We start from the raw sequence: 19,619 nt of genomic DNA, 5'->3' as shown, positions 1-19,619 counted from the left end.
AGGGATGCCGATTCGGAAGTCAGAGGGGAGGTCAGTGGGTCACGAGCGCCCCCCGCCGCCCGATTGCCCAGACGACGAGCGCCCAGCAGCTCATGACGATGCCCGCGACCGCGACCCCGGTCCATCCGCCCGAGGCCCACAGGAGCGCCGCGACGCCTGAGCCGATGGCCCCGCCGATGAAGTTCGAGCTCACATAAGCCGTGTTGAGACGGCTGCGGCCCTCGTGCGAGAGCGAGAGGAGGCGCGTCTGGTTGAGCACGTTCTGGCCTTGGATGGCCACGTCGAGGAGGAACACGACGAGGACGAGCATCCACACCGACTGCCCCGAGAACGCCGCGAGCACGAACGACGCAAGCACGAGCACCCATGCGATTCCCGTCACGGGGAGCGACCAGCCCTTGTCGTGGAGCCGGCCGGCCCGCTGGGCGGTCACGGCGCCGGCGATGCCCACGAGCCCGAACAGGCCGATGATCGAGACGGGATAGTGGAACGGCGGCCCCGCAAGCAGGAACGTGAGCGACGTCCAGAACATGGTGAACGCGGCGAAGCCCGTCGTCGAGAGCGCGAGCGTCCACCGCACCGCGCGCTCGCGGACGACGACGCCGACCACCGAGGCGAGCAGCTTCGGGTACGCGACGCGCGCCTTCCGGTGCAGCGGCGGGAGCGCCCGCCACACGAACCCGGCGAGGATGACGACGGCGACGGCGGCCGCCGCATAGACTGCGCGCCATCCGCCGAACCCGGCAACGAGACCGCTGATGGCGCGCGAGGCGAGGATGCCGGTGAGGATGCCCGCGACGACGGTCCCGACGATGTGGCCGCGATGCTCGTCGTCCGCGAGGTCGCCCGCGAGCGGCGTGAGGATCTGCCCCGCGACCGTCGTGATGCCCAGGAGGCACAGGGCGGCGAGCAGGAAGACGAACGACGGCGCGAGCGCGCACAGGACGAGGACGACCGCAGAGACGAGCATCATCGCCACGGTGAGGCGCCTTCGGTCGAGCACGTCGCCGAGCGGGACGATGAAGAGGATGCCGAGGGCGTAGCCGATCTGCGTCGACGTGACGAGCCAGCCGGCGGCCGAGGGGGTTGCATGCAGCTGGCCCGCGATGGTGTCCAGGAGCGGCTGCGCCCAGTAGAGGTTTGCAACCGCGGCCCCCGACGCGACGGCGAAGAGGAGCGTGAGGCCACGCGTCATCGACGGCTGCTGGGCCCCCGGCTTGGCTTGGGTTCGGCTCATCAGGCCCAGTTCCCCGTGAGGGTCTCGGTCCTGTCGTTCGCGGGGGCCGGTGCCGGGGAGAGGGCTGAGATCCGCTGCCGGAGCTCGGACGTCATCTCGACGTCGAGTGCCGCAAGCGATCCTTCGAGCTGTTCGAGGTTTCGGGCCCCGACGATCGGTGCGGTGACTCCGGGGTGGCCCATGGCCCAGGCGACGGCGAGCGCTGCGGGCGCGATTCCGGCGTCGTCCGCGAAGGCCGCGAAGCGCTCCGCAGTGGTCCGATCGCTCTCGAGGCCATAGCGATCCGCGTAGCGCGCGTTCTCGACCAACCGGCCGCCCTCGGGCCGCTGCCCACCGCGGTACTTTCCGGTGAGGAGGCCGCCGCCGAGGGGGCTGTAGGTGATCACGCCCATGTTCTCGGCCTGGGCGAGCGGAAGGATCTCGACCTCCGCCTGGCGCTTCGCGAGGTTGTACATCGGCTCGATGAGCTCGAACCGCGCTAGGCCTTCACGCGCGGAGATGCCGAGGGCCGTCGCGATCTGCCACGCCGCCCAGTTGCTCACCGCCGGGTACAGGATCTTGCCCTGCTGCTGGAGATCGTCGAGCGCGCGGAGGGTCTGCTCGATGGGGGTGCGCGGATCGAACGTGTGGAGGAAGTAGAAGTCGAGCCTGTCCGTCCCCAGACGCGTGAGGCTCGCCTCGACCGACTGGATGATGTGCCGGCGGGAAAGGCCCTGGCCGTTGGGGTCGTCCTTCATGGGGAAGCCGACCTTGGACGCGATCACGATGTCGTCCCGCTCGCCGACCGCGAGCTTGCCGAGGATCTCTTCCGAACGACCGCCGCCGTAGACGTTGGCGGTGTCGAAGAAGTTGATCCCGGCGTCCCGAACCCGGCGGTACATCGCCGCGGACGTCTCCTCATCGGCTTCGGACCCGAACGACATCGTGCCGAAGCAGAGCGGTGAAACCTGGACGCCCGTGGCGCCTACGGTCCTGTAATCCATGCGTGTCCCTTTCTCCGCAGGCTTAGTTGCCCGATTCCCTGCTGCCAAACCGACTCATCGTCCGTGCAACTCCCTTGGGTCCATGCAACTCCCTTGCGCGGAGATGAGGGAGTGCCCTGCCGATACCGGTTCTGGCAGTACCTCCCTCGCCCCGAGGACGGCCGCGTAGCGTTGGAGGTATGGACAACCGGTTGGATGCGCGCGAGTTCCTGGCGTCGCGCCGCGCGAAGATCACGCCAGAAAAGGCAGGGCTGACCATCTTCGGCGGCAATCGAAGGGTCCCCGGCCTTCGCCGTGAGGAAGTCGCGATGCTCGCCGGCGTCAGTGTCGACTACTACACCCGTCTCGAACGCGGCAATCTCGCCGGGGTCTCGGACAGCGTCCTCGAGGCCTTGGTCCGAGCGCTCCAGCTCGACGAGGCCGAGCGCGATCACCTCTTCGACCTCGCCCGCGCCGCGAACGCCTCCTCGCGCACGAGGCCTCGGGCTGTGCGCCAGCGCGTGCGCCCTAGCGTGCAGTTCATGCTGGACGCGATCAGCGGGGCCCCCGCCTTCGTGCGCAACGGCCGCATGGACATCCTCGCGACGAATCGTCTGGGCGCGGCCCTCTATTCGCAGCTCTATACGGACCCGGTCCGCCCGGCGAATCATTCCCGGTTCATCTTTCTCGACCCGCGGGCGCGGGACTTCTACCCGGATTGGAATCTTGCGGCCAACAACAACGTCGCGATGCTTCGCACCGAGTCGGGCCGCAATCCGTATGACAAGGGCCTCGCGGATCTCATCGGCGAGCTGTCGATGCGCAGCGACGAATTCCGCACCCGCTGGGCTGCGCATAATGTGCGCCGCCATTATTCGGGCAACAAGCATTTCCATCATCCGGTGGTCGGAGACATCGAGCTCCTGTTCGAGGCGATGGAACTTGCGGAGGATCCCGGCCTGACGCTGACGGTCTACCCCGCCGAGCCGGGATCGAAGTCAGCCGAGTCGCTGCAGCTCTTGGCGAGCTGGGCCGCCACCGAGCGGATCGAGGAACTCACCCGGGCCGCTGCGGGGGAGTAGCTTGCGTGCGCCAACACTGAGGCCCCGCTTGCCGCAAACCCTGAGACAAATGTGTCTTTCCGCGGTACCACCTCGGGGCACGCCCGTGCGCAGGACGGAGACGGCGGCCGAGCACCACTGAGTTCATGGGTCGAGTCCACGGACGTCGATCGTACCGAGCCTAGTCTCACTGAGGACGCGGCTCCGGCTGGACGTGCGAGTACTAGCGGCACGGCCGTCTGGACAGCGCCGAATGGGGGGCAGCCGGTTCCGCGGCCCCTTCGCGCAGGGACTCGCAAGGATGGACATGACCTCGGATCTGATCGCTCGTCTCGCTGAAGCCTCGGGCAACCGCTGGGGACTCGTGACCACGGCACAGGCGGAAAGGGCGGGCATCAGCCGCAAGCAGATGTCGCGCCTGGCGTCTCTGGGCGCCGTCGTCCGGGTCGCCCAAGGCGTCTACCGGATGGCACCCGCCGGCGACCCCCGGCTCGAAGGCCTTGTCGCCCGCTGGCTCATGCTCGCCGCTCCGGTCGAGCCGACGACGGCGACGGGCGCGCCGTCCGTGGTCGCGTCCGGCGAGAGTGCGGCCCTCCTGCACGGAATCGGCAGCATCCGCTCCGGCAGCTACGAGTTCATCGTGCCGGACCGGCGCCGAACCCGGCTCCCGGGCGTCGTCCTCCGGGCGGACGCGCTCACCCCCGGGGAGGTGACGGTCGTCGACCGCGTCCCCGTGCTCACGGTCGAACGCACCGTCGCCGACCTCCTCGCGAACCGGACGCCCCTTGCCGTCGTGGACCGGCTCCTGCGCGAGGCCGTCCGGCAGAAGAAGCTGGCTTCGACCGACAAGTTCGCGCAGTACCTTGCGCCACAGGCCGCAAGACCACGGGCTCGCCCTCGGAGACGGCCGTGGGCTCGCCAAGCTCCTCTTCCAGCGGGCAGGGATCATCACGCTTCCGCCGAAGAATTCCACAGGGAAAGCCTTCTCCCGGGTCTGATTACTGAATAGGCTGGAACGCGGCCCACTCAGTAACCTCACACGGAGGATCGTGATGGAATACCGCAATCTCGGCGCCAGCGGCGCCGTCGTCTCAGCTTTCTGCCTCGGCACCATGACGTTTGGCCACGAGGCCGACGAATCGACGTCGCACGCTATCCTCGACGACTTTGTCGCCGCAGGAGGCAACTTCATCGACACCGCCGACGTCTACACCGCTGGGACGTCGGAGGAGATCATCGGTCGCTGGCTCGCCGCGGACCCGGGGCGCCGCGATCGGCTCGTCATCGCCACCAAGGGCAGGTTCCCGATGGGCGAGGGGCCGAACGACCTCGGAACGTCCCGACGGCACCTGCGCACGGCGCTCGACGCGTCGCTGCGGCGGCTCGGCGTCGACCACATCGACCTGTACCAGATGCACGCGTGGGATCCGCTGACGCCGATCGAGGAGACGCTGCGCTTCCTCGACGACGCCGTCGCCTCGGGCAAGATCGGCTACTACGGATTCTCGAACTTCCTGGGATGGCAGCTCACGAAGGCCGTCTACGAGGCGAAGGCGCACGGCTGGGAGCCTCCGGTGACGCTTCAGCCGCAGTACAGCCTGCTCGTCCGCGGCATCGAGTCCGAGATCGTGCCCGCGGCGCTCGACGCCGGCATCGGCCTCCTGCCCTGGTCTCCCCTCGGCGGCGGCTGGCTGAGCGGCAAGTACCGGCGGGACACCGCGCCTACCGGTGCTACGCGGCTCGGCGAGAACCCTCAACGCGGGATGGAGGCGTGGGAGCCGCGCAACGCGAAGTCCCGGACGTGGGAGATCATCGACGCTGTCCGCGAGATCGCAGACGCCCACGGTGTCTCGTCGGCCCAGGTCGCGCTGCGCTGGCTCGCGGACCGGCCCGCGGTCACCTCGGTGATCCTCGGGGCGCGGACGCGCGAGCAGCTCGCGGACAACCTCAAGGCCGATGCCCTGCAGCTTGAGCAGGAGGAGACCGAGCGGCTCACGAAGGTCAGCGAGCCAGAGCTCGACGTCTATCCCTATGGCGACCAGGCGGTCCAGCAGCGCAGCCGCAAGATCGAGGGCGGCCGCTAGGCCAGCCGCCCCGCTGGGGTGGGAAGCCGTGCGTCAAGGGCACGGCTTCCCGCCGAGGAGGCCGCCGAGCGAGAAGAGCGGGGAGTACTTGCTCGGCGTTGCAGTCGGGGATGCCGCAGCCTCTGGCGCCGGGCTCGTCGCAGGCGACGTCGAGGGGCCGAGGGCAGCAGCAGGCGACGCGGCGGGAGCGGCCGCGGCTGTCTGCTGCAATCCGGGCACACGCGGGGCCTGAGCCGTTCCCGGGGCGGCCGCGACCGTGCTCGGCGGCGAGCCAGGCACGGGCGTCGCGACACTCGCTGAAGGGGCCGCCGACGCCGTGATCTCTAGGGGCGAGGGCGACGCGGGTGGGACCTCGCTCGAGCGCGCCCCGCCATCAGCCGACGGCGAGGGTACGGCGGCGCTCGTTCTGAAGCCGGAGTGGGGGAGAGTGCTGCCCCAGAGGACGGCCCCGAAGGAGAGCAGGACGGCGGCGAGGCCCAGCCCCAGGAGGAGCCTGCGCCGCATTCTGGCGCGCCGACGGAGCCGCCTTCGCCCGGAGGGCCTCTTGGCGGCCGCAGCGTCGGATCGATAGCCGTGGCGCACGGGCCGCATTCTCGCACGCTGCGTCTTGTGCGGCGAAGTCACATCACTCGCTGAGCAGCCCCACCACCATCGTCCGGTGGAGCGTCTCAACATGCTTCTTGGAGATTGCCGCCGCGGCGACGACGTCGCCCTCCCTGAGCGCCGCGGTCAGCGCCGCGTGGTCGCGGTTGGCGACGTGAAGCTCATCGATCGGGTAGGGGACGAAGAAGGCGTACAGCTCGTCCAACGACTGCCGGTACTCCTCGATGGCCGTTCCGAGGCCGGACGCCTGTCCCACGAGTTCATGGAATGCGGCGTCGTACTGGTGGTACTCGGACCAGCCGGTTGTCGCGGCCATGTGCGCGGTGAGCCTTTCGAGGCCGGCGAGCTGCTCTCCGGTCGCATTCAGTGCCGCGAAGTGTCCGACAGCGCTCTCCAAGAGCATGCGTCGGTCGATGAGCCGATGGATCTGCTGGAACTCCGAGGCCGGCATGGTGAGTCCGCGGAGGACGTCGGCCGGCGGCTCCTCGGCGACGAAGGTTCCGCCGCCTCGTCCCCGCAGCCGGACGACCACGCCGTCGTCTGCGAGCGAGGCGAGCGCGCGCCGCGCGGTCATGGGGCTCACCGAAAGGCCCAGCGCGACGTCGTCCTTGTCCGGCAGCCGCTCGCCGGGGCTGAGCAGCCCGAGACGGATGGCCATGCCGATCCTCATCCGGACCGCGTCAATGGCGCTGCGCCTCCCGATGCCCGAGAGCGCCGCATCCTCGATCAGTGGGCCCCCGTGTTCATTCCGGGTGCTTGAAAGCTCTGACTCCGCATCGGCGTGGGTCATCCCAAGCTCCTGTTCCTTTAATGGTTCAGCTTGATCTATTATGGCTGACGTCACACCGAAAGACGAGGTCTACCTTGCAACGTCTTCTTCCCCTTGTGGCCGCACAGGCGCGGCCGCAGCTCATCGGCGCACCGGTCGCCGGCTTCGCAGACGAAGCCCGGCGCGCCCTCGAGCGCCACCCCGAGGCCCGGCTCGTCGTCTTCCCCGAGCTGCACCTGTTCGGGGACGGCGTTCCCGACCTCCAGCGAGAGGGGGCCCTTCGCGGAGCGGCCGAACCTCTGGACGGGCCACGCGTCGAGGCCTTGAGCGCACTCGCGCTTGAGCTCGGGGTCTGGCTCGTCCCCGGCAGCGTCTGCGAACTCGGGCCGCACGGTGAGCTGTTCAACACGCAGATCGTCCTCTCCCCCGAGGGCAGGCTCGCTGGCAGCTACCGGAAGATCTTTCCCTGGCGCCCCCACGAGCCGTACGAACCCGGCAACCGTTTCGTCGTCGTCGACCTCGACGGCCTCGGCCGAGTTGGGCTCAACATCTGCTACGACGCCTGGTTCCCGGAGACGACCCGACAGCTTGCCTGGATGGGCGCGGAAGTCATCCTCAACGTCGTCAAGACGACGACGGCGGACCGGGCGCAGGAGCTCGTGCTCGCCCGGGCAAACGCGATCGTCAACCAGGTCTTCGTCGTGAGTGTCAATTGCGCCGGACCGACCGGGATGGGCCGCAGCATCATCGTGGACCCCGAGGGAGAGGCCCTCGCTGAGGCTCCCGACGCCGCGCCCGCGCTTCTCGCAGCGGACCTCGACCTCGCTGCCGTCGCACGCGTGCGCACCCACGGCACGGCTGGCGTGAACCGCATGTGGTCGCAATTCCGCCCCGGCGAACCTGCGATCCCGCTTCCCGTCTACCAGGGCCGAATCGACCCGGCAACCTGGCAGCCCGCGACTTCCCCCTCCGAATCCACCGGCCACGTCGACGTGGCTCCCGCCCCCATCAGGAGCACTCCATGACCGATTCATCGGCAACCCTCACTCGGACGCTGCGGCTGCCGTCGCTCGTCCTCTTCGGGCTGGCGTACCTTGCGCCGCTCATTGTCCTCGGCATCTTCGGCGTGATCGCGCAGACGACGGGCGGGGCGACCCCCTCGGCGTATCTGGTCGCCCTCGTCGCGATGCTGTTCACGGCGCACAGCTACGGTCGCATGTCGGTCGCCCACCCGGTCGCCGGCTCGGCGTACACCTACGTGAGGAAGACGATCGACTCTCGCGTCGGCTTCCTCGTGGGCTGGGCCATGCTCCTGGACTACGTCTTCCTTCCCATGGTCATCTGGCTCATCGGCGCCTCGTACCTCGGCTCGGCGTTCCCCACCGTGCCGATGCCGGTGTGGATCATCTCCTATATCGTCCTGACCACGCTGCTCAACGTGCTCGGCATCAAGGTCGCAGACAAGGCCAACTTCCTTCTCATGGCGTTCCAGCTGCTCGTCATCCTCCTGTTCGTCGTGCTGTCCATCGGATCGATCATGGGCCCGCACGGCTCCGGAAGCCTCTTCAGCGCGACGCCGTTCGCGAACCCGGGCACGGGCTTCGGGCCCATCACGGCAGGAGCCGCGATCGCGGCCTACTCATTCCTCGGCTTCGACGCGGTCACGACGCTCACGGAGGAGACGTTCGAGCCGCAGAAGACGGTCCCGCGGGCGATCATGCTCGTCGCGCTCATCGGAGGCGGCATCTTCATCGTCGTCTCGTACGTCGCCCAGCTCGTCCATCCGGGTGGCGATTTCGCCAATGTTGATTCCGCGGCCACCGAGCTCGCCGTCCAGATCGGAGGAAACCTCTTCGCCGCCGTGTTCCTCGCAGGGCTGGTCGTCGCCCAGTTCGCCTCCGGCATCGCGGCCCAGGCGAGCGCGTCCCGGCTCATGTACGCGATGGGCCGGGACTCGGTTCTGCCGAAGAGGGTGTTCGGCCGCCTCAGCCCGCGCTTCCGCACGCCCGTCACGAACATTGCCATCACGGGTGCGGTCGGTCTCATCGCGATGTTCCTCGACGTCTCAACCTCGACGTCGTTCATCAACTTCGGCGCGTTCACCGCCTTCACGCTCGTGAACGTCTCGGTGGTCTTCCACTACGTGCGCGAGACCAAGCGCGGCGCACGGCTCAACCGCGTGAGCTATCTTGTGGTGCCGGCCATCGGAGCGATCATCTGCGCGTACCTGCTCTCGCAGCTCGACTCGAACGCCCTGACGCTCGGTCTCTCGTGGCTCGCGGTCGGCATCGTCGTGCTTGCCACGATCACGCGCGGTTTCCGCAAGGCGCCGCCCGAGATGCAGACTGCTGAAGCAGCACTCGTCTGATTCGAAAGGACGCACAGCGTGCGTGTCGCCGTTGCCCAACCTGCCTCCACCGACGACGTCGCGGCGAACCTCGCCGCGATCGCCCAGCTGACGGCAGAGGCTGCAGAGGCCAGCGCGGAGCTCGTGCTGTTCCCGGAATACGCGACCTACGAGAAGAAGCGGCTCGACGAGTCGTTTGCCCGTGCCGCCCAGCCGCTTGACGGTTCGGTATGCACGAAGCTGGCCTCCATCGCTCACCGCCACGGCGTCACGCTCGTGGCGGGAGTGGTGGAGGCCAGCCCCGACCCGCTCCGGCCCTACAACACCCTCGCTGCCTTCTCCCCTGACGGGACGCTGGCCGCCGCCTACCGCAAGATCCACCTGTTCGATGCGCAGGGGCAGCGAGAATCGGACTTCATCTCTCCGGCCCCGAACGCCGAGCCCGTCACGTTCAGGGCTGGCGGCACCGTCGTCGGGCTTATGACGTGCTACGACCTGCGGTTCTCGGAGCTCCCGGCCGCGTTGTGCGGGGCTGGCGCCGAAGTGCTCGCGCTCGGTGCCTCCTGGGTGCCCGGCGAGCTCAAGACGGAACAGTGGCGGACGCTCGCCGCGGCCCGCGCGATCGACAACGCGGTGTTCGTGGCCGGTGCCTGCCAGGCGCCACCGGTCTCGATCGGCAACAGCCTGGTCGTCGATCCGCAGGGGGCCGTGCTCGCACAGCTCGGCTCGGTCCCAGGGCTCGTCGTCGCCGACCTAGACCTCGACCGGATCGGTTCGACGCGCAGGGAATTCCCGCTCGCCGGGCAACGACGGCTTGCGGCCGGAGGCTAGACCGTCTCCGGCTTCCGTGCGCTGAGGATGGGCGCGAAGAACGCGCCCAGCTCGGCCGTGGCGGCGAGTGGCAGGACGTTCGCCACGTACTGGTCCGGCCGGACGACGACGACGACGCCCCCGCGGTCGATCCGGCGGATATCGAAGATGTCGGCCTTCGGGTCGGTCCCGTAGACCTTCTCGAGGTAGGTGAGCCTGAAGGGACCGACTTGCGGCTTGAAGACCGCGGGCACGGCGTTGACGTCGACGCCCGTGTGGTCCTGCTGGTAGATCACCTTGACGTCGAACCAGGCATCCTGATCCGCGCCGGCCGGCGTCGCGGCAAGCGGCGAGTCGGGCGAGCTCTGGAGCCATTCCGCGAATTCCGCAACGGGTGACGGGGCGCCTGCGGGGGCGGAGTCCGCGAAGACGTAGATGCGCCACCGGCCGTCAGCGCTCGCCTGGTGGCCGAGCTGCAGCGGGTTGGTGTCGCAGACCCGGACGACCGGGGCCGACTTGAAGCGCTTGCCGATCGGGAACCCCGTGGCGAGATCCTGGTGCGATGCCTCCGCAATGAGCATGGACGGCGCGTACTGGGTCATGAAGCCCGCCGGGAACTCCGCGGTGCGAACGTAGAAGTCCTCGAGTTCCGAAGGATTCTCGAACTCTTCGGGCTTCTTCGCCATGAGCGTGGACCACTCCTTGTCGAAGTCGATCAGGTTCTTCGCGATGACCTGGCGCTCGGCGGAATAGGTCGAGAGGAGGGTCTCCGGGCTGCGGCCCTCGAGCACGTGGCCGAGCTTCCAGCCGAGGTTGAACCCGTCCTGCATCGAGACGTTCATTCCCTGGCCGGCCTTGGCGCTGTGGGTATGGCATGCATCCCCGGTGATGAAGACGCGGGGGGTGCGTGTGCCGAGGTGCTCGGGGAGGACGTCGTCGAACCGGTCCGTGAGACGGTGGCCCACCTCGTACACGCTGTGCCACGCGACGTTGCGCACCTCCACGGTGTAGGGGTGCATGATCTCGTTCGCCTTGGCGATGATCTGCTCGATCGTCGTCTGGCGGACAGCGCCGTGGTCGTCCGCGGCTACTTCGCCCAGATCCACGTACATGCGGAAGAGGTGGCCGCCCTCGCGGGGGATCAGCAGGATGCTGCCGCTCTCAGCCTGGATGGCGCACTTCTCGCGGATGTCGGGAAAGTCCGTGACGGCGAGGACGTCCATGACTCCCCACGCATGGTTGGCCTGATCGCCCGCGAGCGTGCAGCCGATCGACTGCCGGACCCGGCTGCGGGCGCCGTCCGCGCCGACCACGTACTTGGCACGCACGGTGCGCTCCTGGCCTTCGCGCTCGCCCACCGTGTGGGCAAGGGTGACCTTGACGGGGTACTCGCTTCCGTCGTCGACACTCAGGCCACGGAACTCGAGACCGTAGTCCGGCTTCATCCTGGTGGGCGAGTTGGCCATGACGTCGGCGAAGTAGTCGAGCACTCGGGCCTGGTTGACGATGAGGTGCGGGAATTCGCTGATGCCCATCTCGTCGTCGACCGCTCGACCGCCGCGGACGATGCGCGACGGATCCGCGGGGTCCGGCTTCCAGAAGGCCATCTCGGTGATGCGGTAGGCCTCGGCGATGATCCGCTCGGCGAAGCCGAAGGCCTGGAAGGTCTCGACGCTGCGTGCCTGGATGCCGTCCGCCTGGCCGATGGCGAGCCGCCCTCCACGGCGCTCGACGATGCGGGTCGTGATGTCCGGGAACTGGGACAGCTGGGCGGCGGTGATCATGCCGGCCGGGCCCGTGCCCACGATGAGAACGTCGACCTCGTCCGGTAGCTCTTCGGGCCGATCGATGCCGACGCCGGCGGCGGGCTGAATACGCGGGTCACCGGAGACGTATCCGTGGTGGTGGAACTGCACGGGCTTTCCTCACTTCGTTGTGGCTAGTCCAAACTCGGCGTTCTATAATGGAACACGAAGTTCTAATATCGCTCACCTATGGTAGGGCTCACACCTCCTTCTGTTCAAGGCCTTCTGTTCAAGGCCTTGGGATGAGAGCCCTTGGATGCGAGCCGTTTAAACGAAAAGGAGGACGACGCCGGCACTCGCCTGCCGTCGTCGTCCTCCCCGTGGGTCTGCTACCGGTGCTTCACGCCCGTCTGCGCGTTCGGCGCCAGCGCGGGACCCTTGACTGCGACGTCCCCGAGCGCCTCGTCGATGGCCCTGAGCACGTCCCCGCTGAGTTCGACCCCCGACGCCGACGCGTTGGCATGGACCTGCTCGGGGCGCGACGCGCCGGTGATCGCGGAGGCGAGCTCGCTCCGCCGCAGGACCCACGCGAGCGCCATCGTGGGAAGGTTCATCCCAGAGCCTTCGGCGATGGGCACGAGCCGCTGGACGGCCTCGAGGATCGGCTCGGTGATGAGGCGGTCCTTCGAGACGTTCATCGTCTCGCTCGCGAACCGGCTGTCCGAGGGGATCGGCTGCCCGGGCTTGTACTTGCCCGTCAGGACGCCCTGCGCGAGCGGCGACCAGACGATCTGGGAGATGCCGTTCGCCTCGCACAGGGGGAACACCTCGGCTTCCGGCGCCTGCCACAGCATCGAATACTGCGGCTGGGAGGAGACGAAGAGGTCCGGGCCCGCGATGTCGATCGCGGCCTGGATCTGTTCGGGCGTCCATTCGCTGAATCCGAGATAGCGTGCCTTGCCCTGCTCGACGACCTTCTGGAACGCCTCGACCGTCTCCTCGATCGGCACGGAAGCGTCGAAGCGGTGAGCCTGGTAGAGGTCCACATAATCGGTCTGCAGGCGGGTGAGCGAGGCGTCGATCTGCTTCGCGATCTGCTCTCCCGACAGTCCGGAGTCGGTGTCGGACATCTCGCCGAACACCTTCGTGGCGAGGATGTAGGAATCGCGGGGGTGCTTCGAGAGAATCTCACCCCACGCCGTCTCTGCAGCGCCTCGCCCGTAGACGTTCGCGGTGTCGAAGAAGTTGATCCCGGCGTCGAAGGCTGCCTCGGTGCAGGCTCTCGTCTGCTCGGCCTCGACACCGCCCGAGAACGTGAGCCAGGAGCCGAGCGAGATCTCCGAGACTTCGAGGTCGGAACTGCCGAGTTTGCGGTAGCGCATGGGGATGTTCTCCTGATCTGTCGGTGCCTGTGACTCCATGACTACGCCTCGTGATGCAGTCGGAGGAAGGGACTGTCAGACCCCCCTAGGCGGAAGCTCTGCGCCACGCGCCCTCGAATCGAACGCCGGCGGGACCGCCTCGCATCCGAGGTGTCCTCACTGATGAGCAGAACATCACGCTCCACACGGAGAACGGCATGCTCGGCATGGGTCCGGAGGCCAGGGGCGACCAGATCGACGCCGATCTCCTCAACGCCGGCAAGATCCCGGTGACCGCGCTGGCTCGCGGGCTGAGACGGTCGCGATGGCTACGACCGTCCCCAGAGGGCATGACCGCTGCATGTGCGGGACGGTTATGCCTCTGAGGGACGGTCTGGGCGCGACACAGAGCACCAGGAGCGCGACACAGAGCAGCAGGAGAAGGGCGCACTCTCGCGGCGATCAACCTCGGGCTCTCGGCAAGGCTCGACGGCGAGGAGGACCGGGAGGCACAGGTTCAGCGGCTCGTCCCCGAGCTGCGGAAGGCCGCGGCCGGGATCGCCGACGCCGCGCGCGCGGCAGGGGTGGCGTAGGCCGTCCCTTCTCGCCCCTTCCCTTCCCTGCCCGGCACTTGTTGGATTAAGGCGGGTCGGACCCTCTCCAACTCGAAGGCCGACAATTCCGCGAGGCGCAGGAGGAACGCCATGGCTCTTCTCGATGCAGAACTCTGGGGCGGCAGGATCAACGTCGGCGGCTGGACCGACTCCACGGGATTGGTGCGGGACGTCGTCGAGCCCGCGACGGGCAAGGTCCTCGGTTCTGCGGGGATCGCGAGCCGCAATGACGTGCTCCGCGCCGCAACGCTCGCCGAGGACGTCCAGCGGGACTGGGCCGCGACGCGGCCAGAGGAGCGCGCCGCCGTCCTGCGCCGCGCGGGCCAGCTGTGGGAGGAGCATGCCGCGGAGGTCCAAGACTGGATTGTCCGCGAGTCGGGCAGCATCCCGCCCAAAGCCGCCCTCGAGACGCACCTTGCCGCGAGCGAATCCTACGAGGCCGCGGCCCTTCCCTCGCATCCCCACGGAGAGGTGCTTCCCTCGGACGAGGACCGCTGGTCCTTCGCGCGACGGCGCCCGGCCGGCGTCGTCGGCGTCATCGCGCCGTTCAACTTCCCGCTCGTCCTTTCGATTCGCTCGGTCGCGCCGGCGCTCGCGCTGGGCAACGCCGTCCTCCTCAAGCCGGATCCACGCACGGCGGTCTGCGGCGGGGTGGCGCTCATGCGGATCTTCGAGGAGGCCGGTCTTCCGGCAGGGGTCCTCTCGCTCCTCCCCGGCGACGCCGCCGTGGGCGCCGAAGTCATCGAGGCCCCCGAGGTGCGCACCATCTCCTTCACGGGGTCGACGGCGGCCGGCCGCAAAGTCGGTGCGCTCGGCGGGCGCCTGCTCAAGCGCGTCCACCTTGAGCTCGGCGGCAACAGCGCCCTCATCGTGCTCCCGGGCTCGGAGCTCTCCAAGGCCGCGTCGGCCGGCGCGTTCGGCTCCTTCATGCACCAGGGGCAGATCTGCATGACGACGGGGCGGCACTTCGTCCACGAGTCCCTCTACGACGACTATGTCGCCGAACTCTCCGCCAAGGCCGACAACCTCCCGGTGGGCGATCCCGCGAGCGGTGAGGTGGCGCTCGGCCCCGTGATCGACGAACGGCAACGGGACAAGATCGACGGCATCGTGCAGGATGCCGTGGTGCAAGGGGGGCGGCTTACCGCGGGCGGGACGTTCGAGGGGCTCTTCTACCGCCCGACCGTCCTGGCCGACCTCTCGCTCGAGAACCCCGCGTTCGTCGAGGAGATCTTCGGGCCGGTCGCGCCGGTCACGCGATTCTCGTCGATCGACGAGGTGGTCGGCATGGTGAACGCGAGCGAGTACGGGCTGTCCGTGGGCATCGTCGGCGATCTCGGCATGGCGATGAAGATTGCCGACCGAGTCCGCTCCGGCAAGGTGCACCTCAACGAGCAGACGGTCTCAGACGAGGCGAACGCACCGTTCGGGGGCGTGGGCGTCTCGGGCACGGGATCGCGCTTCGGCGGCGCGGCGGCGAACATCGAGGCGTTCACCGATGTCCAGTGGCTCACGATGCGCCCGGAGGTGCCGGAGTACCCGTTCTGAGCCGATGCCCGGCCACCCGCCGGGAGCCCGAGGTGGCCGCCCGCCCGAGTGAAGCCGGGCGTACTCTGAATCATGACAAGCAATTATGTCCGGGGTGCCACCGTCAGCTGTTCCGCGTCTCAAGCGGAGATCCAGGTCATGCTCACCGATCACGGTGCCTACGGCTTCCGCTGCGCCTCCGAGCAGGGGAAGGCCGCGGTCGCCTTCAGCTCCGACGACCGTCGCTTCCGTCTGGTGCTGTCCCTTCCGGGCTCGGAGGCGCCGTCGTCGGGCCGTGCAGGAAGCCCGCTGGCGCAGGACGGCACGCCTCCGGGTTCACGGACCGCCCAAGAGGTGGCGCGCCGACGCTGGCGGCAGCTGTCCTCCCTGATCAGGGCCAAGCTCGAGGCAGTCGACTCGGGGATCGTGACGTTCGACGAGGAGTTCTTCGCCTACATGGTGATGCCGGGCGGTGGAACGGTGTTCGAGGCGTCGTGGCCTGGGATTGCCGCCGCCTACGCGGCTGATGGCGGAACCCATGAATGAGCTCGAAGCCTCGCTGGTCCTGCGGGCTGGCGCCGAATTGCTCAAGGGGGCCTCGGCGGACCCCCGCTCCGAAGAGGGGTACGCCCGTGTGAAGACGAACATCTCGCTCGCCCTGGAGTCCATCGCGGAGGCGCTCTCGAACTTCGAGGCAGCCTCACCCCGTCGGAACCGGTCGGTCGGTTGGGGTCAGGACCTGCGGCGGGTTGCGGACGATCTGGGGGAACACTGAGCCCGCGCGGCGACTCCGTCGTCACCCGCGCGAGCCGCCTGTGGGCCGCGGGGCCGTTGGCCCCGCGGAATCAGGCGAGCCGCAGAAATGCCTCGAGGATCCGGAACGCGTGCTCGGCGCGCCGCAGCGGGTTGGGGCGCTCCTGAAGCCGGTCGAGCAGGCTGCCGTTGTGGCTGAGGCGGCGACGGGCGCGCCCCAGGGCGGAGCGTGCGACCGTGACGTCCCCCGGGTGGCGCAGGATCGGCTGCGTCACGCCTTGCATCGAGCGGAGGCCGACGGCGAGTGCGTTCGCATCGGACTGGCGCCCGGCGGCGCGATGCCGCCGCAATTCCTCGGCGAACTCGTCCCAGACCTCGGCCGCCGCGATGCGGGCCACTTCTGTGCGGGCTTCGCGGTCGCTGAGCCCTTGGTTGACCAGTACGAGTCGGAGTCGGTCCCAGCGGGAGACGAGGTCGTCGTCGACCGGCGGCTGTGGCTGGGAGCCCGGGGAGGGCTGATGGTTCGAGGGGTGCGCCCGGAGGGCGCGGGATCGTGAGCTTTCCGGCTCGGAGGGCAGTGCGTGGAGTCGGGGACGAACGGTGGCGGGGGTGTCGGCGAACATGCCGGCTCCTTTCCACGGCCGCAGTGCTGCGTGCGCAGTGCGACCCAAGAACATACATCGATCTGTGTCCGCGGGAACCGCTGCCTGATCCCCAGCGAGGGCGGACTGTGCCTCCCTCGGCCTCGCGCTCTGAGGACCCGTGGGAAAAGCACCTCCAGTAGGATCCCCCATGTGACGCGCGGCACTATAGGGCTGAAAGTCCCTATTCGGCCTCATTGAGGTTAATTTCGGCGTGGCGGAGCCTGCGTCCGAGCGCACGACGACGGCCGACCACCGACTTTGGTCCCTAGCGCCCGGGCCGCGCCGGCCGCAGACTGAGAGCTTGCTGCTCGGACAAAGGGCCTGAGGGTCCGCTGTCCGCGCAGCCACGAGTGGGGGCTCGGGAAGTAGGGGGAGGCATTGAAGCGATGGGAGACGGTCTCGGCATGACAACGCCAACTGCAGTGGAGGAAACGCGCGTCGACGCGATCCGCGTGTTCATCCTCGACGACCACGAGCTCGTGCGTCAGGGTCTCCGCGACCTGCTCGAGCACGAGGGGATGGACATCGTGGGCGAAAGCGATTCCGCCCACGAGGCCGCACGCCGCATCCCGGCACTGAGGCCCGACGTCGCCGTGCTGGACGGGCGCCTGTCCGACGGCACTGGGATCGAGGTCTGCCGGGAGGTTCGCTCCGTGGATCCGCGGATCCGCTGCCTCATCCTCACGAGCTACGACGACGACCAGGCCCTCCGCGCCGCGATCCTCGCGGGATCTTCCGGCTATGTGCTCAAGCAGATCCGCAGCCACGACCTCGCCAACGCCATTCGTCGTGCAGCCAAGGGTGAATCGCTCTTCGACCCCATCCTCCGTGATGCAGCACTGAAGGGAATCGTGGCCCGAGCCACGACTGATCCGCGGCTCGACGTCCTGAGTCCTCAGGAGCGCCGCGTCCTCGAACTCATCGGCCATGGCCTGACGAACCGCCAGATCGGCGAGGAGCTCCGGCTGGCGGAGAAGACGGTCAAGAACTACGTCTCCTCCTTGCTCGCCAAGCTCGGGTTCGAGCGGCGGACGCAGGCGGCCCTGTATCTGGCCCAGGCCGGGCACGCGTAGGCCCTCTTCGGCAAGCGCTATTCCGGCAGAGGGACGCGCCAGGTGATCCTCGTCCCTTCGCCCGGCGTGCTCTCGAACACGCTGGTCCCGCCGAGCGTCTCGGCGCGGTGCTCGATGTTCGCGAGCCCGCTCAGGCGCTCGGGATCGGCGAATCCGCGGCCGTCGTCCTCGATGACTACCTCGAGCGAGGCGTCGTCGCTCGTCACCGAGACGCTGACTCCCTGGGCCCCCGAGTGCCGCACCGCATTGCTCACGGCCTCGGAGACGACGGCGAGGAGCTGCCGGGCTATCGGCCCGGGAACGTCATCGATTCGGCCCGCCACACTGATGCGGGGGCGGATCGGCGAGTTGAGCAGGCCCTCCCGCACCGTGTTCAGGAGGGTCCGCGAGAAGGATTCCTCCGCCTCCTCCTCGGTCCGGAGAGAGTAGATCGTGTTCCGCAGTTCTCGGATAGTCTCGTCCAGCTCCTCGGTGACCTTGGTGATGCGGGCCTCAGCCGTGGGATCGGTCGTGAAGCGCCGCAGGTTCTGCACACTCAGGCCGGCGGCGAAGAGCCGCTGGATGACAAGGTCGTGGAGGTCCTGCGCAATGCGGTCCCGGTCGACGGAGAGCAGTGCGTGCTCCCGCTGACGATTCGCCCGGTTGAGGTCCAGTGCGAGCCCGACGTGGGAGCCGAACACCGTGGAGGACTCGAGGTCCGACGGCGGGTAGGGGCCGGTGCCCTCGGAGCGGGCCAGGATGAGCAGTCTGTTCCCGATCCCGCTATGGCCGAGCGGCACCGCGAGGATCGCGCCGAGCTTGTCCGCGGCTTCCGGTCCGAAGACCTCCTCGGGGTGCTCGATGAAGGCGGGTCTGCCTTGTTCGTCGACTTGCTGCAGGGCGGGCGAGAAGGGGAGGTCTTCCCCCGCGATCAGGGCTGTGGCGCCGACGGCGGTGCGGACCTCGAGCCGTTCCTCGGCAGGCCGGGCAATGACCGCGAGCACTGACTCGCTGGCATGGAGGGCCCGCTCCGCAACCAGGTCGAGGTCGGCGGAGGCGTCAAGGTCGTCGACGAGAGCATCGGCGTCTGAGGCCGAGCCGCCCAATGCGATGAGGGTCGTGCTGGCCTCCATGCTCGCCTCGAGCCAGCGTTGCCGGCGTCGGCTGTCGTCGTAGAGCCGCGCGTTCTGGATTGCGACGCCCGCGGCAGCAGCGAAGGCCGCCGCGAGCTCCTCGTCCTCGATCGAGAAGTCCTCGCCGTCCTCCTTCTCGGTCAGGTACAGGTTTCCGAAGGCTGAGTCCCGAACCCGGATCGGGACCTCCAGAAGAGTGTGCAGCGGCGGGTTGTCAGCCGGGAAGGCGGCCGAGATGGGAAGGTCGCGGAGATCGTGGAGGCGGAGCGGCCGAGGGTTGCGCAGGAGCTCTCCGAGGGGGCCGTCCCCTGCCGTGAGCTCGCGCAGAAGCTGGGCGGTTTCCTCGTCGGCGCCCGCCGTCACGAAATGGCTCAGCCTGTGGCCCTCGATGACGCCGAGGGCACCGTACCGTGCGCCGACCAGTGCCCGCGCGGATTCGACGACGCGTTCGAGGACGGATTGGAGGGCCAGATCCTCCGCGATCGAGACGACGGCAGAGAGGAGCCCGTTCATGTGCTCCTGCAAGCGCATGAGCTCCTCGGCGCGGGAAACGAATTCACGGAGCAGGCCTTGAAGACGGCGAGGTAGACGGTCCGGCATGGGAGCAACCTCCGATGATGAAGTTGTCAGCTCTCGCCGCGAGGAGCTGCGCCGGAACGGATCGGCTCAGCTCTTCTGACGAAAGCAGGCGCTGGTGGGGCGTCTGGACGTCCGGCAACTGCCCCGGCGGCTGCTTCACTGGGTGGCCCTGCGGCCGTTGCTTTCGATCCTCGGTGTACGAACGGAACAAGACCAGTCTGGACGACGGGGGCATCCGCGGGAAGAGGAACGCTTCAGATTTCAACCGATTGGACTAAGTGAGGCCATGGCTTGCATTCGGAGCGGTCGGGGGAGCAGAGTGAGAGGTCTGGCCTTCC

Annotated in this window: 18 protein-coding genes and 1 pseudogene; 11 read left to right on the top strand and 8 right to left on the bottom strand. The window is 68.5% G+C overall.

Going from position 1 to position 19,619, the window contains the following annotated elements; genetic code table 11:
* Positions 1–31: 31 nt before the first annotated feature.
* Positions 32–1,237, bottom strand: a complete 1,206-nt coding sequence (locus V7053_RS06310; RefSeq protein WP_334171418.1) for an MFS transporter — start codon at positions 1,235–1,237, stop codon at positions 32–34.
* On the bottom strand, positions 1,237–2,220 hold the full coding sequence (locus tag V7053_RS06305) for an aldo/keto reductase (protein WP_334171417.1): 984 nt from the start codon (positions 2,218–2,220) through the stop codon (positions 1,237–1,239). The genes V7053_RS06310 and V7053_RS06305 overlap by 1 nt, the downstream gene beginning before the upstream one ends.
* A gap of 179 nt (positions 2,221–2,399) precedes the next feature.
* Between V7053_RS06305 and V7053_RS06300 the strand changes: the two genes are divergently transcribed.
* The 3 genes from V7053_RS06300 to V7053_RS06290 all read left to right on the top strand — a co-directional run bounded on the left by V7053_RS06300 (position 2,400) and on the right by V7053_RS06290 (position 5,344).
* A complete protein-coding gene (locus tag V7053_RS06300) occupies positions 2,400–3,281 on the top strand; it encodes a helix-turn-helix transcriptional regulator (protein ID WP_334171416.1) in 882 nt (293 codons plus the stop codon).
* 286 nt (positions 3,282–3,567) lie between these two features.
* Positions 3,568–4,269, top strand: a complete 702-nt coding sequence (locus tag V7053_RS06295; protein ID WP_334171415.1) for a type IV toxin-antitoxin system AbiEi family antitoxin domain-containing protein — start codon at positions 3,568–3,570, stop codon at positions 4,267–4,269.
* 43 nt (positions 4,270–4,312) lie between these two features.
* On the top strand, positions 4,313–5,344 hold the full coding sequence (locus tag V7053_RS06290) for an aldo/keto reductase (RefSeq protein WP_334171414.1): 1,032 nt from the start codon (positions 4,313–4,315) through the stop codon (positions 5,342–5,344).
* 33 nt (positions 5,345–5,377) lie between these two features.
* Here the strand turns inward: V7053_RS06290 and V7053_RS06285 are convergent, their stop codons facing one another.
* Positions 5,378–5,848 (bottom strand): hypothetical protein, encoded by a 471-nt coding sequence (locus V7053_RS06285; RefSeq protein ID WP_334171413.1) that lies wholly within the window; start codon positions 5,846–5,848, stop codon positions 5,378–5,380.
* 121 nt (positions 5,849–5,969) lie between these two features.
* Positions 5,970–6,737: a FadR/GntR family transcriptional regulator gene (locus V7053_RS06280; RefSeq protein WP_334171412.1), complete on the bottom strand. Its 768-nt coding sequence runs from the start codon at positions 6,735–6,737 to the stop codon at positions 5,970–5,972.
* A gap of 95 nt (positions 6,738–6,832) precedes the next feature.
* Here V7053_RS06280 and V7053_RS06275 point away from each other — a divergent pair, with 95 nt between their 5' ends.
* From V7053_RS06275 to V7053_RS06265, 3 genes are read left to right on the top strand one after another with little or no spacing between them, the layout of a single operon-like run.
* Positions 6,833–7,741, top strand: coding sequence for a carbon-nitrogen hydrolase family protein (locus tag V7053_RS06275; RefSeq protein WP_334171411.1), 909 nt, complete (start codon positions 6,833–6,835; stop codon positions 7,739–7,741).
* A complete protein-coding gene (locus V7053_RS06270) occupies positions 7,738–9,084 on the top strand; it encodes an APC family permease (RefSeq protein WP_334171410.1) in 1,347 nt (448 codons plus the stop codon). Before V7053_RS06275 ends, V7053_RS06270 begins: the two co-directional genes overlap by 4 nt.
* Before the next feature lie 18 nt (positions 9,085–9,102).
* Positions 9,103–9,894, top strand: a complete 792-nt coding sequence (locus tag V7053_RS06265) for a carbon-nitrogen hydrolase family protein (protein ID WP_334171409.1) — start codon at positions 9,103–9,105, stop codon at positions 9,892–9,894.
* On the opposite strand, the gene V7053_RS06260 is transcribed toward V7053_RS06265, so the two are convergent.
* Positions 9,891–11,789 carry an FAD-binding monooxygenase gene (locus V7053_RS06260; RefSeq protein ID WP_334171408.1) on the bottom strand — a complete coding sequence of 633 codons (1,899 nt, stop codon included), beginning with the start codon at positions 11,787–11,789 and terminating at the stop codon, positions 9,891–9,893. The two genes, V7053_RS06265 and V7053_RS06260, sit on opposite strands and share 4 nt — an antisense overlap.
* Positions 11,790–12,007: 218 nt before the next feature.
* Entirely contained in the window at positions 12,008–13,039 is a 1,032-nt protein-coding gene (locus V7053_RS06255; protein WP_334171407.1) for an aldo/keto reductase family protein, read from the bottom strand.
* Positions 13,040–13,155: 116 nt separating this feature from the next.
* On the opposite strand from V7053_RS06255, the pseudogene V7053_RS06250 reads away from it, so the two are divergent.
* The 4 genes and pseudogenes from V7053_RS06250 to V7053_RS06235 all read left to right on the top strand — a co-directional run.
* A pseudogene (locus tag V7053_RS06250) lies at positions 13,156–13,281 on the top strand (3-oxoadipate CoA-transferase); the annotation flags it as partial.
* Positions 13,282–13,683: 402 nt separating this feature from the next.
* Positions 13,684–15,141 (top strand): benzaldehyde dehydrogenase, encoded by a 1,458-nt coding sequence (locus V7053_RS06245; protein ID WP_334171406.1) that lies wholly within the window; start codon positions 13,684–13,686, stop codon positions 15,139–15,141.
* 72 nt (positions 15,142–15,213) lie between these two features.
* Positions 15,214–15,666: a hypothetical protein gene (locus V7053_RS06240; RefSeq protein ID WP_334171405.1), complete on the top strand. Its 453-nt coding sequence runs from the start codon at positions 15,214–15,216 to the stop codon at positions 15,664–15,666.
* Positions 15,659–15,895: a hypothetical protein gene (locus tag V7053_RS06235; protein WP_334171404.1), complete on the top strand. Its 237-nt coding sequence runs from the start codon at positions 15,659–15,661 to the stop codon at positions 15,893–15,895. Before V7053_RS06240 ends, V7053_RS06235 begins: the two co-directional genes overlap by 8 nt.
* Positions 15,896–15,965: 70 nt before the next feature.
* Here V7053_RS06235 and V7053_RS06230 read toward each other — a convergent pair whose 3' ends face one another.
* Positions 15,966–16,496 (bottom strand): hypothetical protein, encoded by a 531-nt coding sequence (locus tag V7053_RS06230; protein WP_334171403.1) that lies wholly within the window; start codon positions 16,494–16,496, stop codon positions 15,966–15,968.
* A gap of 425 nt (positions 16,497–16,921) precedes the next feature.
* Here V7053_RS06230 and V7053_RS06225 point away from each other — a divergent pair, with 425 nt between their 5' ends.
* A complete protein-coding gene (locus tag V7053_RS06225) occupies positions 16,922–17,590 on the top strand; it encodes a response regulator transcription factor (protein ID WP_334171402.1) in 669 nt (222 codons plus the stop codon).
* A 17-nt stretch (positions 17,591–17,607) separates the two neighbouring features.
* On the opposite strand, the gene V7053_RS06220 is transcribed toward V7053_RS06225, so the two are convergent.
* The gene (locus V7053_RS06220) at positions 17,608–19,302 is read right to left on the bottom strand and encodes a GAF domain-containing sensor histidine kinase (RefSeq protein WP_334171401.1); all 1,695 of its coding nucleotides are present in this window, start codon (positions 19,300–19,302) and stop codon (positions 17,608–17,610) included.
* Positions 19,303–19,619 lie beyond the last annotated feature (317 nt).

The sequence above is a fragment of the Sinomonas sp. genome (assembly GCF_036848755.1).
GTDB lineage: Bacteria > Actinomycetota > Actinomycetes > Actinomycetales > Micrococcaceae > Sinomonas.
This window is presented reverse-complemented; position numbering and strand designations above follow the sequence as displayed.

What these genes read in the sequence shown, in the direction of transcription:
- V7053_RS06310 (WP_334171418.1), bottom strand. Translation starts at nt 1,237, where the DNA reads ATGAGCCGAACCCAAGCCAAGCCGGGGGCCCAGCAGCCGTCGATGACG.
- V7053_RS06305 (WP_334171417.1), bottom strand. Translation starts at nt 2,220, where the DNA reads ATGGATTACAGGACCGTAGGCGCCACGGGCGTCCAGGTTTCACCGCTC.
- V7053_RS06300 (WP_334171416.1), top strand. Translation starts at nt 2,400, where the DNA reads ATGGACAACCGGTTGGATGCGCGCGAGTTCCTGGCGTCGCGCCGCGCG.
- V7053_RS06295 (WP_334171415.1), top strand. Translation starts at nt 3,568, where the DNA reads ATGACCTCGGATCTGATCGCTCGTCTCGCTGAAGCCTCGGGCAACCGC.
- V7053_RS06290 (WP_334171414.1), top strand. Translation starts at nt 4,313, where the DNA reads ATGGAATACCGCAATCTCGGCGCCAGCGGCGCCGTCGTCTCAGCTTTC.
- V7053_RS06285 (WP_334171413.1), bottom strand. Translation starts at nt 5,848, where the DNA reads ATGCGGCGCAGGCTCCTCCTGGGGCTGGGCCTCGCCGCCGTCCTGCTC.
- V7053_RS06280 (WP_334171412.1), bottom strand. Translation starts at nt 6,737, where the DNA reads ATGACCCACGCCGATGCGGAGTCAGAGCTTTCAAGCACCCGGAATGAA.
- V7053_RS06270 (WP_334171410.1), top strand. Translation starts at nt 7,738, where the DNA reads ATGACCGATTCATCGGCAACCCTCACTCGGACGCTGCGGCTGCCGTCG.
- V7053_RS06255 (WP_334171407.1), bottom strand. Translation starts at nt 13,039, where the DNA reads ATGGAGTCACAGGCACCGACAGATCAGGAGAACATCCCCATGCGCTAC.
- V7053_RS06245 (WP_334171406.1), top strand. Translation starts at nt 13,684, where the DNA reads ATGGCTCTTCTCGATGCAGAACTCTGGGGCGGCAGGATCAACGTCGGC.
- V7053_RS06240 (WP_334171405.1), top strand. Translation starts at nt 15,214, where the DNA reads ATGACAAGCAATTATGTCCGGGGTGCCACCGTCAGCTGTTCCGCGTCT.
- V7053_RS06235 (WP_334171404.1), top strand. Translation starts at nt 15,659, where the DNA reads ATGAATGAGCTCGAAGCCTCGCTGGTCCTGCGGGCTGGCGCCGAATTG.
- V7053_RS06230 (WP_334171403.1), bottom strand. Translation starts at nt 16,496, where the DNA reads ATGTTCGCCGACACCCCCGCCACCGTTCGTCCCCGACTCCACGCACTG.
- V7053_RS06225 (WP_334171402.1), top strand. Translation starts at nt 16,922, where the DNA reads ATGACAACGCCAACTGCAGTGGAGGAAACGCGCGTCGACGCGATCCGC.
- V7053_RS06220 (WP_334171401.1), bottom strand. Translation starts at nt 19,302, where the DNA reads ATGCCGGACCGTCTACCTCGCCGTCTTCAAGGCCTGCTCCGTGAATTC.